Origin of the sequence: Vibrio sp. Isolate32, from assembly GCF_022397955.1 — a bacterium.
GTDB lineage: Bacteria > Pseudomonadota > Gammaproteobacteria > Enterobacterales > Vibrionaceae > Vibrio.
The window spans coordinates 14,481-27,299 of record NZ_JAKEUQ010000038.1; the positions used below are offsets into that span (position 1 = coordinate 14,481).

Here is a 12,819-nt window from a genome sequence, read left to right on the forward strand (position 1 = left end):
GGTGACTATAATACCCGACTTAGATTAGTTGAGGTATTCATGCGTTTAGATAAATTTCTGTGCGATGCATTAGGCGTCACCCGAAGAGAAGCAACACACTTATTAAAATCCAAGGCAGTGACAGTTAATGATGTCATTCAAAAAAGCGGTTCACTCAAGGTAACTGAAGAGTGCGTTGTGGAATGGCAAGGCAATGAACTGAATGTTCATGGCCCACGTTACATCATGCTTTATAAGCCAGAAGGCTTTGTTTGTTCGCATGAAGATGGCGCAAATCGTATCGCATTTGAATTACTCGATGAAATCAAAATGGACAAGCTGCACTTTGCTGGCCGTTTAGATATTGATACAACAGGCCTTGTGTTGATTACCGACGATGGTAAGTGGTCTCACCGTATCACATCGCCAAAGCATAAGTGCGAGAAGACGTATCGTGTGTGGTTGGTTGAACCTGTTGAAGACGATTACGTTGAGAAATTCAAAGAGGGCATCCAGCTTAAGAGCGAAGATGGCCTAACACTTCCAGCACACCTAGAAGTTCGTGCAGAACGTGAAGTGCTGCTAACGATTCACGAAGGAAAATACCACCAAGTTAAACGCATGTTTGCAGCACTTGGTAACAAGGTAGAAGCACTGCACCGTGAACGTATTGGCGAAATTGAGATGGACGAATCTTTAGAGTTAGGTGAATACCGTTACCTAACACAAGAAGAAGTCGACTCTATCTGGAAGTAACCCTTTCTATCGTGGATGTAGCCGACCAAGGATAGCGTCGGCTGATTATTTTGACTGGTACTAGGACAGTTTCAGCCATTATTACTATATGTTCATGTATGTGTGCGCATATTCGTGTATCACTGTGCGTGTTCGTATATTACTGCGTGCATGCTCGTGCTCACATAAAACCTAGTACTTAGTCGGAGAGTTATGCAAACATCTATCCAACAGACACCAAACTCACAACCACAAACTCCGCAGTTAGGTTGGATGCTATTTTTGGTTCTGGGTGCGATTGGTGCACTGACACCACTCGCCATCGATATGTACCTGCCCGCTATGCCTACGATTGCCAAAGATCTTGGTGTGACAGCGGGTGAAGTGCAGATCACACTCACAGCGTATACCGCAGGTTTTGCTCTGGGACAGTTACTGCATGGTCCGTTGGCGGATAGCTACGGTCGTAAACCTGTACTGCTTATTGGTGTGCTCTTGTTTGCTATCGCTTCTATGGTGAGTGCGACAACGCACGGCATTGAAGCGCTGACTTACATCCGTACAGCTCAAGGCTTTGCTGGTGCTGCTGCGGCCGTTATCATCCAAGCGGTGGTAAGAGATATGTTCGATCGTGAAGATTTCGCGAGAACTATGTCTTTCGTTACCTTGGTGATGACGGTAGCGCCATTGGTGGCTCCGATGATTGGTGGCTACTTGGCATTATGGTTTGGTTGGCGCTCTATTTTTTGGGTACTGGCTATCTTCGCTGTGATCGTAATTCTAGCGGTATCGATGAAGATCCCTGAAACGCTCCCTGTAGAAAAGCGACAGCCACTGCGCTTTAAAACAACGATTCGTAATTACGCGCGTTTGTGTAAGAACCCAACGGCGATGGGCTTGATTTTCTCTGGTGCATTCTCTTTTTCAGGGATGTTTGCGTTCTTAACGGCTGGATCATTCGTTTACATTGATATCTATGGTGTTCGCCCTGATCTGTTTGGCTACCTGTTTGGTATGAACATTGTTGCTATGATCTTGATGACGAGCATCAACGGTCGAATCGTTAAGAAAGTGGGCTCTCACGCTATGCTCAGAGTCGGCTTAACCATTCAACTGTTTGCGGGCTTAGGTCTGTTAGTCGGTTGGATGTTAGATATCGGTTTGTGGGGTATTGTGCCATTCGTGATGCTGTTTATCGGCACACTGTCTACTATTGGTAGTAACTCGATGGCACTGCTTTTAAGCGGATACCCGAATATGGCCGGTACAGCGTCTTCGCTTGCGGGCACATTAAGATTTGGTACTGGTTCTGTGGTGGGGGCAATTGTTGCCATGCTACCAAGTGACACTGCAGGACCAATGGCTATGGTGATGGCAGCATGTGCAATACTGTCAGCATTACTATATTGGACATTAGGAAAGAAGGCATAATGTCAAAATACTATATTGAAATTCAGAAGTTAGTGAATGATGCGTTAGGCGAGCTGTACGCTCTACATAAGTCAGGCAAAGCCATTGACGCGCCTATCGCGAACAACCTTTACCTTGTTCGTTGGGTAACAAAAGCGATTAAATCTCAAGCTTATGATCGTGTGATTGTGCCGGACTTGGTTCGCTGGCAGAAACAGGGTCGCTCAAAAGGCAACAACTCTGATTTAACTTTTACCTTTAAACGTATTTCTGCGTTTTACGGACGTTTTTTCCCTGAAGGCGAAGAGCCTAAAGCGCTAAAAGACAGTGATGTTGAAGCGTTCATGGACAAAATGTACGAGATGGGTTGGAGCGTATCGAGTGAAGATGAGCTAACAACTGGCGGTAAGATTCAATTCTTCACCGATGGTGAGCACTCTTTTGCCTTGTGTGGTAAACAGTGCGACGACTCTTTTGACGGTGAGTTGATGGTTAAACCAATGAACTGGTTTGTTCGTGGTAACCACGCTGAGTTTATCCAAGCTGCGATGGAAGCGGGTTTTATGCTTCACAAAGTGACGGACTATAAGTCTGCAGTGAAGTACCACGGTGAATACATCGTATACCCAGCTAACCAAGGCAACCAGTTGGCTGAGATCCCAATTAGCGTTATTGGCTAACGGATAGATACGAGATGCGAGATAAGTGATACGAAGAGCCACTTACTCGCATCTTTCTTATCTTTTCTCATCTCACCACTTGAATACGTATCCGCTTTTAATCTCTTCGCATCTCGACACTCGAATCCCGCATCTGCTCTTTAGCTTGCTTCTCAATCGCCTTCACCATGCCTTTAAAAATAAACAGGTGGGCTGGCATCATCGCAAACCAATACAGTAATCCTAGAAAGCCCTTTGGATGCCACCAAGCCGAGATGTTCAGCTCGCGAGAATCACCGTGCTCAGAGACGGTAATTTCAAGTCGCCCTAAACCGGGGCCTTTCATTCCAAATAGTAGAGATAAAAACTGGTTTTCTTCACAACGAATGACTTTCCACGAATCGATTTTGTCACCGACTTTTAGATTGAGTCCTTCTGGCATTTGTCGAACCGGTACACCGCCACCGAAAAGAACATCCAACCATTCGCGTGTGCGCCATAAAGCGTTAGCGAAGAAGTAACCTTGCTTCGGGCTTCCGATTTGCTGAGCTACGTGCCAGAGCGATTCCAGTGAAGCGCTTGAAGTGATACTTGCGCCTGTTTTCTTCGGGTAATAACCGTATCCCGCTTGCCAGCGTTTGAAGGCGGTTTTATCAAAGCCCCACACATTGCTTTTGACAAAGTTTTCTTCAGCGTGAATGGCTTGTTCAACCATGCTCTCAAACGAGACAAGCTTCTGAGGGTACTTTTCTCTGATGGTGGTCGAACTGGCGATGAAGTCGTGCTTTAAGCCTGCAAGCAGTGCTCTGCCTATGTTGGACGGCACAGAAGTCACCACACCTAACCAATATGAAGCAATCTTTGGTGTCAGTAGCGATGTCGCCCACAGCCTGAGTGGACGATCGGCTGTTTTGGCAATATGAGCAAATTGATTGCGATAAGAAACGATATCTGGACCACCAACCTCAAAGGTCTGGTTGTCGCTTGGGGTATCTTGCGCGAGCTTTAATAAGTAGTGATTGAGGTTTTTCAATGCGATAGGGTTAGCTTTTGAGTCGACCCACTTTGGCGCAATCATAATCGGCAAGTTGTACACAAAGTCTCGCATGATCTCGAATGCCGCAGAGCCTGGGCCTATGATCACGCCTGCTTGAAGTTCGGTTATCGGTACTGGTCCTTTACGAAGTAGTTCACCGGTTTTCTTTCTCGCTTGAAGGTGCTCTGAGTCACCGGTTTGAGGCTGCAGCGAGCTTAGATAGATAACGTGCTGGTTTATAGGGCCAAGTGCAGAGACAAAGTTGCGAGCTAGGTTCAACTCGTAATCAATAAAGTCGTGGCCTTCTGCCATTCCATGGACGAGGAAGAAGATAAGATCAAAATCGGGGACTAAAGCTTGTGTTGCCGCTTGGTCAGCCAGATCGAGATATTCGAGTGATAAATTCTCATGAGGCTCGGTTCTCGCTTTTAAGTAGTCGATGTGCCTTGCTGCAGCGGTTACTTGATAACCTTGTTCTAGCAGCAGAGGAAGCAACTGTGAACCAACATATCCAGAAGCGCCTAAAACCAGTACTTTCTTCATCGTTACTCCATTTATATCTGTGGTTAAAAACCGAACATTGATATAATAGCGCGATATTTATCTATATTCATCAACACGTTCCGTTCAGGTGTGCCTATGCTGCTCTCTTCAATTATCCATCATACACATGGTGACTTTGTTCGCAGGCTGATTGCCATTGCTTTGCCAATCACTTTGCAGAGCATCATGTTTTCAAGCCGAGGTTTGGTGGATGTGCTGATGTTAGGCCAACTTGGGGAGGCAGATATTGCGGCGGTTGGTGTCGCAAGCCGTGCGATGTTTGTGACGACTATTATGCTGGTGGGTGTGACCACTGGTGGTGCTCTGCTAACGGCTCAATACTGGGGTGCGGGAAACAAACAAGGCGTCAGAGAAAGTACCGCGCTGACGTGGCTGGTTTCGACCCTGTTTGCGTTGCTGACCATTGTTTTCTTCGTTTCTTTCCCTTCGCAAATCATGGGTGTGACGACCGACTCTCAAGAGGTCATCAGCCTCGGTGTTGAATACATCGTCATCACCTCATTTAGCATGCTGGCCGTGTCGTGCGTCAGTAGTATGGCGGTAGGTTTGAGAGCGATGCACAAACCTGGGTTAAGCACTTTCTTTAGTGGTATTGGCATCCTTTCTAATGTGTTCTTAAACTGGGTCTTGATCTTTGGTAATTTGGGCTTTCCATCGCTTGGAATCAAAGGCGCAGCGATTGCGACGGTATTGAGCGGCGCCATTGAAGTGGCAACCTTATATGGCTACCTCTATTGCTCTAAACACCTATTAGCTTTTAAATTTTGTGATATCAAAGCGGCTGCGACAGTTGAGAAAGTCTTTCGTTTCTTGAAGTTGTCTTTACCAACCACGTTTAACTTCTTAGCGTGGGCGGGTGGCTTGTTTGCTTACCACGCGATCATGGGACAATCGGGTGTTCAAGGTTTAGCGGCACTTTCGGTGATGACACCAGTCGAATCTATCTCATTGAGTTTATTGATCGGTCTGTCCAATGCAGCGGCTGTTTTGGTGGGCAACCAACTTGGCGCGAAGAACAATGAAGCGGTTTATTATCAAGCATTAGGCTTAACGATTCTGTGTTTCTTAACCAGTATTGTTGTGGCGATTTTTCTCTATTTCGTCCAAGCGCCAATCTTGAATGCCTTTAGTGCTTTAACGGAAGAAACACGTGTACTCTCTGAGAAGTTTATTTTAATACTCAGTGTGGGCATTGTTATCCGCTCTATTCCGATGACCGTAATTGTTGGCGTATTGAGAGCGGGCGGTGATGTTAAGTTCTGTCTGTATCAAGATTTGATTGCACAGTGGGTGATTGGCATTCCATTAGCTGCTATCGCGGCTATCTACCTCAAGTTTCCACCTGAGTGGGTGTATTTACTTTTCCTCACTGAAGAAGTGCTTAAGTGGGGCGGGTCGCTCTATCGCATGAAAACAAGAAAATGGATTAAAAACTTGATAGGAAGTTGAAGTAGAGCGCATCAACTCCATCACTTTATCGTTGGTGTGTGATCTATCTTTCAAAATACTTCCTCCTAACAGGGAATTAGTGTAGATTCTCATTCCAAATTCTAACTAATGTGAGCTGTTTAATGTTAAAGCTGTCAGACCTGTGTAAAGGCTATGTCGATGGGGGAGAGTTTCACCCTGTTTTGCAAGGTGCTGAATTAACATTAAACCAAGGTGACCAGTTGGCATTAATGGGAGAAAGTGGCTCTGGCAAGAGTACTTTATTGAACCTTATCGCGGGTTTAGACCTCGCTGATTCAGGTGAAATAGCTTTCCCTCACTTCAATATGCACGACTCTACCGAGCGTGACCGCACCGCTTATCGTAGAAACAACATCGGTCATATCTTTCAGCAGTTCAACTTGCTGCCGACGCTTAACATTGCCGACAACATCCGTTTTTGTCGCCAGTTAAAAGGTTTACCTGAAGATAAGGGACTCTGGAGACAGATTCTTTCTGCTTTAGACCTGATGCCTTTGCTCGGACGTTACCCTGAAGAAGCGTCTGGTGGCCAGCAACAACGTGCAGCCATTGCTCGTGCGTTGTATATGGAACCAAAAATCTTGTTGGCCGATGAACCAACCGGAAGTTTAGACGAGCGTAACGCCGAAGCGGTAATGCGTTTGCTGACCTCTTTGACCCGCCAATTAGAATGTACCTTGTTGCTGGTGACACACAGTGAGAAAGTTGCACTGCATATGGATGGCAGAATTCGCTTACAAGGAGGGCAACTGCATGTTATGGCCCGTAGTTAAAGCGCTACTTGGTCACTATCGACGTTACCCACTTCAGATTATCTTGGTATGGCTTGGTTTAACCCTCGGCGTATCACTTTTGGTTGGTGTTACTGCTATCAATCAACACGCCAAGCAAAGCTATGCACATGGCGAAAAACTCTTTTCGAATCCTCTTCCTTACCGTATTCGACCAAAACACAACGCTAATAAGATCCCACAAGGTTTTTATATCCAGCTTCGCCGTGATGGCTTTCAACAGTGCTCTCCTTTTGACCACCATCGTATCACTGATGAAAACGGCGCGAACTTCATGCTTATCGGCATAGACCCTGTTTCTATGCTTCAGTTGCAGCCGGGTATTGCGTTAAAAGATCTCACCACTTTAAACCTCATGAAACCGCCATATCCAATCCTTGTCAGTGATGATCTTGCTGAACATATGGAATGGAACAACGGTGATTACATTCCTCTGATGGATGGCTCCGAGCTTGGTCCCGTGGTTGTCGATCAAAACAACCTGATTAATGGCACCAGGTTAATTGCAGATATTTCCTTGCTCCGCATGCTTAAACGCAGTGCAGGACTCTCAGTGATTGCTTGCTCAGACATGTCTACTGAGAAATTTGAGCGCCTAAAAAATATGTTGCCGAATGGGTTGACGATCACCCGCAGCTCTAAAGCGGAGCTAGAGTCGCTGACTAGTGCTTTTCACTTAAATCTTAAAGCGATGGGTATGCTGTCGTTTGTGGTTGGCTTGTTTATTTTCTATCAAGCGATGTCACTGTCGTTTATTCAACGTCAGCCGTTAGTTGGAATCTTAAGACAGACGGGTGTGTCTGGCTGGCAACTGGCTAAAGCGCTTTGCTTAGAATTGCTGCTACTGGTGGTACTGAGTTGGATCTGCGGTAATGTATTTGGTGTCATGTTGGCTAACCAATTGTTACCGGCGGTATCTTCAAGCTTAGGTGACTTATATGACGCCAACGTTGGCCTAACTATCGACTGGAATTGGCGATGGAGCGGCTACAGCTTGCTAATGACACTACTTGGTGCATTCCTAGCGTGTGCTTGGCCATTGGTTCGTTTACTAAGGTCGCAACCTATTCGTTTGACCTCTCGATTGTCTTTGATGCGTTTTGCCGGTACGGAATTTACTTGGCAAGCATTGATCGGTTGTGGCTTCTTGGTTGCAGCTGTCGCTGTGTATCAAGCTCCTCAGACTCAAGAGTCTGGCTTTGCGATTATTGCATTGATGCTCGTTAGTGTGGCTTTGTTTACGCCATTCTTGATGTGGAAGTTATTTAATAGCTTATCTTATTCATTGCGCTGGGTTCGAGCTCGCTGGTTCTTTGCTGATGCAGCGTCAAGTATGAGCTATCGTGGTGTAGCAACAATGGCGTTTATGTTGGCGCTAACTGCGAATATTGGTGTAGAAACCATGGTCGGTAGCTTTAGGGATACTACGGATAAATGGCTAACACAGCGTTTGGCCGCAGATCTTTACATCTACCCAACCAACAATGCCGCTGCTCGTATGAGTAACTGGCTGTCAAACCAACCTGAAGTGGATTCGGTTTGGTGGCGCTGGGAGAAAGACATTGCGTCTCCAGTCGGCAGTATTCAGGTGGTCAGTACTGGCCCTTCTGAAGGCGAACTAGAAGCGCTTACGATCAAACTTGGTATTCCTAACTATTGGTATCACCTGCACCACTCCAAAGGTGTGTTGATCAGTGAGTCAATGTCTCTCAAACTGGGTATCCGCCCGGGCGACTACATTGATCTCAATGATAGTCTCGGTTCTGGTTGGCAGGTCGTTGGTGTCTATTATGATTATGGCAACCCTTATCACCAAGTGATGATGTCCCACCGAAACTGGCTGTATGGTTTTGCTGGTCGGGGTAATGTCGGACTTGGCGTGATACTCCAAGATGACGTCAATTCTGTTGGTCTTAGAAGCCGTTTAGAAAGCGTATTCAGGCTTAGCTCTGAACGCGTGTTTGATAACAACAATATTCACAGTCAGGCGATGCGAGTGTTTGATAGAACCTTCGCAATTGCCGATACCTTGGGTAACATTACCTTGGTAATAGCCGTGTTCGGTATCTTCTTCGCGACTGTAGCTGGCGAGGTGTCACGACAAAGGCATATCTCATTGCAGCGCTGTTTGGGCGTCTCTGCGAAAGAACTGATTCTGACTGGTAGTTTACAGCTGTTTGTGTTCGGACTTATTTCTTCCTTGATTGCGATTCCGCTCGGTTTAGCGTTAGCAAGCTTGATTGTTGATATCGTTATTAAGCAGTCTTTTGGGTGGTCACTCGAGTTACAAGTGATTCCTTGGGACTATTTACAGACATTTGCGTGGGCTATGGCAGCATTGATGTTAGCTGGTGCTTTACCAGTGATGAGAATGATTCGGAACACCCCGATGAAATCATTGAGGGATGCGCTTTAATATGCTTCAACGAAATGGCTCAACGAAACTCAGACACCGATTTGTTTCATCTCTATTACTGATTGGTTTCTTTGGTACTATTTTAGGTGTCTGGGCGTACTACTCTTATTTTGTTGACGTTGGTGAAAAGGGGGTTAACGAGGTTAACTCAGTACTGGTTAGCGAACATTTCAATGTGTTTGAGCCTGTGCTTCCAGATCGCAGTGTTTCATTGCCTCGCGACTTCCAGTTCCACCCAGAATTCCAACATGAGTGGTGGCATTACTTTGCTTCTCTTAAAGGGGATGACGGTAAAAAGTACTCAGTACAGTGGAGCTTCTTCCGTATAGCTACTGACGAACGTGAGACTCCGGGATGGCAAAGTCCTCAGGTCTATATTTCAAATGTTGTGATTTCTTCTGATTCCAAAGTCTGGAAAGAACAGCGTTTAGCGCGTGGCGGTATTGGTCAGGCGGGAATGACCAGTCGTCCGTTTAGAATTTGGATTGATAATTGGAACTGGAATGCACTTGGTAGCACACCATTTCCTGGTCGCCTTCAAGTGCAAACTGATACGTTTGGCCTTGAACTCGACACTATAGCGAAAGGTCCATATGTGCTCAACGGCGATAACGGCTATCAGAAAAAGCACGATTTATTACCAGTTGCGTCTTATAACTTCAGCGCTCCGTTCTTGTCTCTAAGTGGCGTGTTGAATCTGGATGGCGTTGCCAAGGAAGTCGAAGGCACAGCTTGGGTACATAAAGAGTGGGGTAGTGGCTTACTCGGAGTGGGTCAGCAAGGCTGGGATTGGTTTGTATTTAACCTTGATGACGGTACTGCGCTGAGCATTAACCGCTATCGCCATAATCAACAGCTGCCTTATGTATTCGGAACATTAGCTACTCGTTCTGGCAAAGTGTATCAGCTCACGGACTCCGATATTTCTATCAAGCCTTTGCAGAATACGACGCTACTGAATGGTAGAAGAATGCCACTGCAATGGATTATTAATGTGCCTCAACACAATATCAACCTCACGACACGTATCAAACGTAGGGATATGTGGCTACCTTTTGTCATACCATATTGGGAAGGGCCGATTATGGCGAGTGGAAGCCATGAAGCAACAGGCTTTATGCAGTTGACAGGTTACTAAAAAACACCTAAGGCTATCATTTGATAGCCTTTTTTTATGTTTTCTATTCCTACCAGACTCGAATTATTTGTGCATACAGCCTCGGTGATCTCATCTATACTTATTTTATGGTGCATAACAACATTATGGGATATACGACGTATTGTTTAGTATTTGTAGGAAAAACCGAAGTTAAACATCCGAAGAAGTGATTATCTATCGATAAAGCTTAGATATAAACTCCGGGTTATTCTTTGTTATTCGTTTATTTAAATAATAAATATAAGGGCGAAATCATGACCGACGTCATCCGTGACTTCTTTAAATTGGAATCTGCTGGCGGCATCATCCTAGTCATCGCTGCGGCGATCGCAATGTTTGTAGCAAACTCACCATTGAACGAAATGTACCAGGGTGTCCTGCACAGTTACGTTCTAGGTATGTCTGTGTCTCACTGGATTAACGATGGCTTAATGGCTGTCTTCTTCCTTCTAATTGGCTTAGAAGTAAAACGTGAGCTTTTAGAAGGCGCATTGAAGTCTAAAGAGACTGCTATCTTCCCGGCTATCGCTGCTATAGGTGGTATGTTGGCTCCTGCACTTATTTACGTGCTATTTAACTCAAGTAATCCTGAAGCGCTTCAAGGTTGGGCTATCCCGGCAGCAACCGATATCGCATTCGCGTTAGGTATCATGGCTCTTCTAGGTAACCGCGTACCGGTCAGCTTGAAAGTGTTCTTGCTAGCTCTCGCAATTATCGATGACTTAGGTGTTGTTGTTATCATTGCATTGTTCTACTCAGGCGACCTATCAACGCTTGCACTAACGGTTGGTTTCATCGCGACTGGTGTGTTGTTCATGCTAAACAACAAGCATGTAACTAAGCTGAGCGTGTACTTAATTGTTGGTGCGATCCTATGGTTCGCTGTATTGAAGTCTGGTGTTCACGCAACATTGGCTGGTGTAGTCATTGGTTTTGCTATCCCACTGAAAGGTAATAAAGGAGAACATTCTCCGCTGAAACACCTAGAGCATGCTCTGCACCCATACGTTGCTTTTGCAATCTTGCCAATCTTCGCATTTGCAAACGCAGGTATATCACTAGAAGGCATCTCAATTTCAAACCTAACAGGCATGCTACCGCTTGGTATTGCTATGGGTCTACTGGTTGGTAAGCCACTGGGTATCTTCCTATTCAGCTGGGGCGCTGTGAAAACGGGCGTAGCTAAGCTTCCTGAAGGTGTGAACTTCATGAACATCTTCGCGGTATCTGTGTTGTGTGGTATTGGTTTTACGATGTCTATCTTTATCTCATCACTGGCATTTGGACCAACGAATGCAGATTTTGATACGCTTGCTCGATTAGGTATCCTGATGGGATCAACGACTGCTGCTATCTTAGGTTACTTCCTGCTAAGTATTTCTCTACCGAAAACTAAGCATCAAGAAGTCAAACTTTAATCGGTAATTTGCTCGGTTAACCATTGAGCCTATTACTGAGTAGCAAAAAGAACCACAGAGTCATTCACGAGATCTATGTGGTTACAAAGAACAAAAAAAGCCGCGATGGGCAGTCCTATCGCGGCTTTTCTCTTTTTATCTAGCGCCTTTCTTTACGTTTTGTAATAGTCGAATCTTTGTCTATTTTTAAAGTGTGGTGAAAATGGTCTACTTCTCAACGATTTGTTTGCTTAATACTGATCACAGTAAGTAAGTGATCAAAAATAGGGTAGGAAGAAAGCTTGAGAACAAAGCAGCATTTTTCGATAAGTAGTTATTCTACAATCAAAAATTCTAACGAAGTTATCTAGGTTTTAACAAGCTAGGGTGACCAGTTATTTACTACGATTGGTATAAGCCAAACACTGTTACGGTTACTCTTCGGTTCAAAGCGTGTGATACCGCATCGTCACCTTCACTTTCTTACGATCCTCACCGTAACCTACAACTTTGTTTGGTTCGATGCAGTTGAATAGCAACTCATCTTCGACGTGGTGAGCTCATTTCTTTGAAAGTTCTAAGTTGTATTTACTATAACCAACTTTACTCGCATAGCCTTGTATTTCAATCGGTACACTTTTGTAGGTTTCAAGAAACTCTGCCATTTTGCTGATCTGGTCTGAGAAGATTGGGTTCACTTCAAATGAGTTATGAGCAAAGGGTATTTTTAGCTGTCTGATTTCTTCCGTATGAATCGTTTCTCCACAAACATCATTGTCGACTAACTAACGCCGCTGCGGTTTTTTGCTGAGTAGGTGTCTCTCGCGTGGACAACGACACCTTTGTCATCGTCTTGTAGGTCGGATATTTGTTCGGTCTCAGGTGTATCAATATGTTTATCTGCCTGTCGTCTAGAGCAAGTCAGTAAGGACATTGTTTTGGAGGGCTTTTTTAGGGTTCATCGCGGATTAGCGGGAACTAAAAACAAAAAAAAACGGTAGTAAGTGATATGGTTTAGTCGCCAAACAAAAATCATACACAAACTACCGTTTCCATGCCGAATCATACTTTCCTATCTTCATTCTGGGAAGGCTTTAAAATAGTAAAGTCTCACCAGACAGCATCACTTATTACCCTGACTCTTAAACCTAACTCTGAGGCAAAATGCCCTTGTGGTCTTGAGGCCGAGGCTATCCATGAGTA

9 protein-coding genes and 1 pseudogene are annotated in these 12,819 nt (G+C 45.1%); 8 read left to right on the forward strand and 2 right to left on the reverse strand.

The features are described 5' to 3' along the window. Positions 1 to 39 precede the first annotated feature (39 nt). From rsuA to L1D11_RS20205, 3 genes are all read left to right on the forward strand, one after another. Entirely contained in the window at positions 40 to 735 is a 696-nt protein-coding gene (rsuA, locus tag L1D11_RS20195) for a 16S rRNA pseudouridine(516) synthase RsuA (protein ID WP_017060380.1), read from the forward strand. 192 nt (positions 736 to 927) lie between these two features. After that, positions 928 to 2,145 (forward strand): Bcr/CflA family multidrug efflux MFS transporter, encoded by a 1,218-nt coding sequence (locus tag L1D11_RS20200; protein ID WP_239833213.1) that lies wholly within the window; start codon positions 928 to 930, stop codon positions 2,143 to 2,145. Continuing rightward, a complete protein-coding gene (locus L1D11_RS20205; RefSeq protein ID WP_010441495.1) occupies positions 2,145 to 2,804 on the forward strand; it encodes a DUF2913 family protein in 660 nt (219 codons plus the stop codon). Before L1D11_RS20200 ends, L1D11_RS20205 begins: the two co-directional genes overlap by 1 nt. 97 nt (positions 2,805 to 2,901) lie before the next feature. On the opposite strand, the gene L1D11_RS20210 is transcribed toward L1D11_RS20205, so the two are convergent. Continuing rightward, on the reverse strand, positions 2,902 to 4,362 hold the full coding sequence (locus L1D11_RS20210) for a DUF2867 domain-containing protein (RefSeq protein WP_239833214.1): 1,461 nt from the start codon (positions 4,360 to 4,362) through the stop codon (positions 2,902 to 2,904). A gap of 96 nt (positions 4,363 to 4,458) precedes the next feature. On the opposite strand from L1D11_RS20210, the gene L1D11_RS20215 reads away from it, so the two are divergent. From L1D11_RS20215 to nhaA, 5 genes are all read left to right on the forward strand, one after another. Next, positions 4,459 to 5,832 carry an MATE family efflux transporter gene (locus L1D11_RS20215; RefSeq protein ID WP_239833215.1) on the forward strand — a complete coding sequence of 458 codons (1,374 nt, stop codon included), beginning with the start codon at positions 4,459 to 4,461 and terminating at the stop codon, positions 5,830 to 5,832. A 122-nt stretch (positions 5,833 to 5,954) separates the two neighbouring features. Continuing rightward, on the forward strand, positions 5,955 to 6,626 hold the full coding sequence (locus L1D11_RS20220) for an ABC transporter ATP-binding protein (RefSeq protein WP_239833216.1): 672 nt from the start codon (positions 5,955 to 5,957) through the stop codon (positions 6,624 to 6,626). Then, positions 6,607 to 9,060, forward strand: coding sequence for an ABC transporter permease (locus L1D11_RS20225; protein WP_239833217.1), 2,454 nt, complete (start codon positions 6,607 to 6,609; stop codon positions 9,058 to 9,060). Before L1D11_RS20220 ends, L1D11_RS20225 begins: the two co-directional genes overlap by 20 nt. After that, on the forward strand, positions 9,050 to 10,198 hold the full coding sequence (locus tag L1D11_RS20230) for a lipocalin-like domain-containing protein (RefSeq protein WP_239833218.1): 1,149 nt from the start codon (positions 9,050 to 9,052) through the stop codon (positions 10,196 to 10,198). Before L1D11_RS20225 ends, L1D11_RS20230 begins: the two co-directional genes overlap by 11 nt. Before the next feature lie 275 nt (positions 10,199 to 10,473). Then, a complete protein-coding gene (gene nhaA / locus L1D11_RS20235; protein WP_239834807.1) occupies positions 10,474 to 11,637 on the forward strand; it encodes a Na+/H+ antiporter NhaA in 1,164 nt (387 codons plus the stop codon). Between the two features lie 381 nt (positions 11,638 to 12,018). Here nhaA and L1D11_RS20240 read toward each other — a convergent pair. Next, a pseudogene (locus L1D11_RS20240) lies at positions 12,019 to 12,550 on the reverse strand (OmpA family protein). Positions 12,551 to 12,819 lie beyond the last annotated feature (269 nt).

Excerpts from the sequence above, each read along its gene's own strand:
- L1D11_RS20200 (WP_239833213.1), top strand. The coding sequence starts at position 928 with ATGCAAACATCTATCCAACAGACACCAAACTCACAACCACAAACTCCG.
- L1D11_RS20215 (WP_239833215.1), top strand. The coding sequence starts at position 4,459 with ATGCTGCTCTCTTCAATTATCCATCATACACATGGTGACTTTGTTCGC.
- L1D11_RS20205 (WP_010441495.1), top strand. The coding sequence starts at position 2,145 with ATGTCAAAATACTATATTGAAATTCAGAAGTTAGTGAATGATGCGTTA.
- L1D11_RS20230 (WP_239833218.1), top strand. The coding sequence starts at position 9,050 with ATGCGCTTTAATATGCTTCAACGAAATGGCTCAACGAAACTCAGACAC.
- L1D11_RS20220 (WP_239833216.1), top strand. The coding sequence starts at position 5,955 with ATGTTAAAGCTGTCAGACCTGTGTAAAGGCTATGTCGATGGGGGAGAG.
- L1D11_RS20210 (WP_239833214.1), bottom strand. The coding sequence starts at position 4,362 with ATGAAGAAAGTACTGGTTTTAGGCGCTTCTGGATATGTTGGTTCACAG.
- nhaA (WP_239834807.1), top strand. The coding sequence starts at position 10,474 with ATGACCGACGTCATCCGTGACTTCTTTAAATTGGAATCTGCTGGCGGC.
- L1D11_RS20225 (WP_239833217.1), top strand. The coding sequence starts at position 6,607 with ATGTTATGGCCCGTAGTTAAAGCGCTACTTGGTCACTATCGACGTTAC.
- rsuA (WP_017060380.1), top strand. The coding sequence starts at position 40 with ATGCGTTTAGATAAATTTCTGTGCGATGCATTAGGCGTCACCCGAAGA.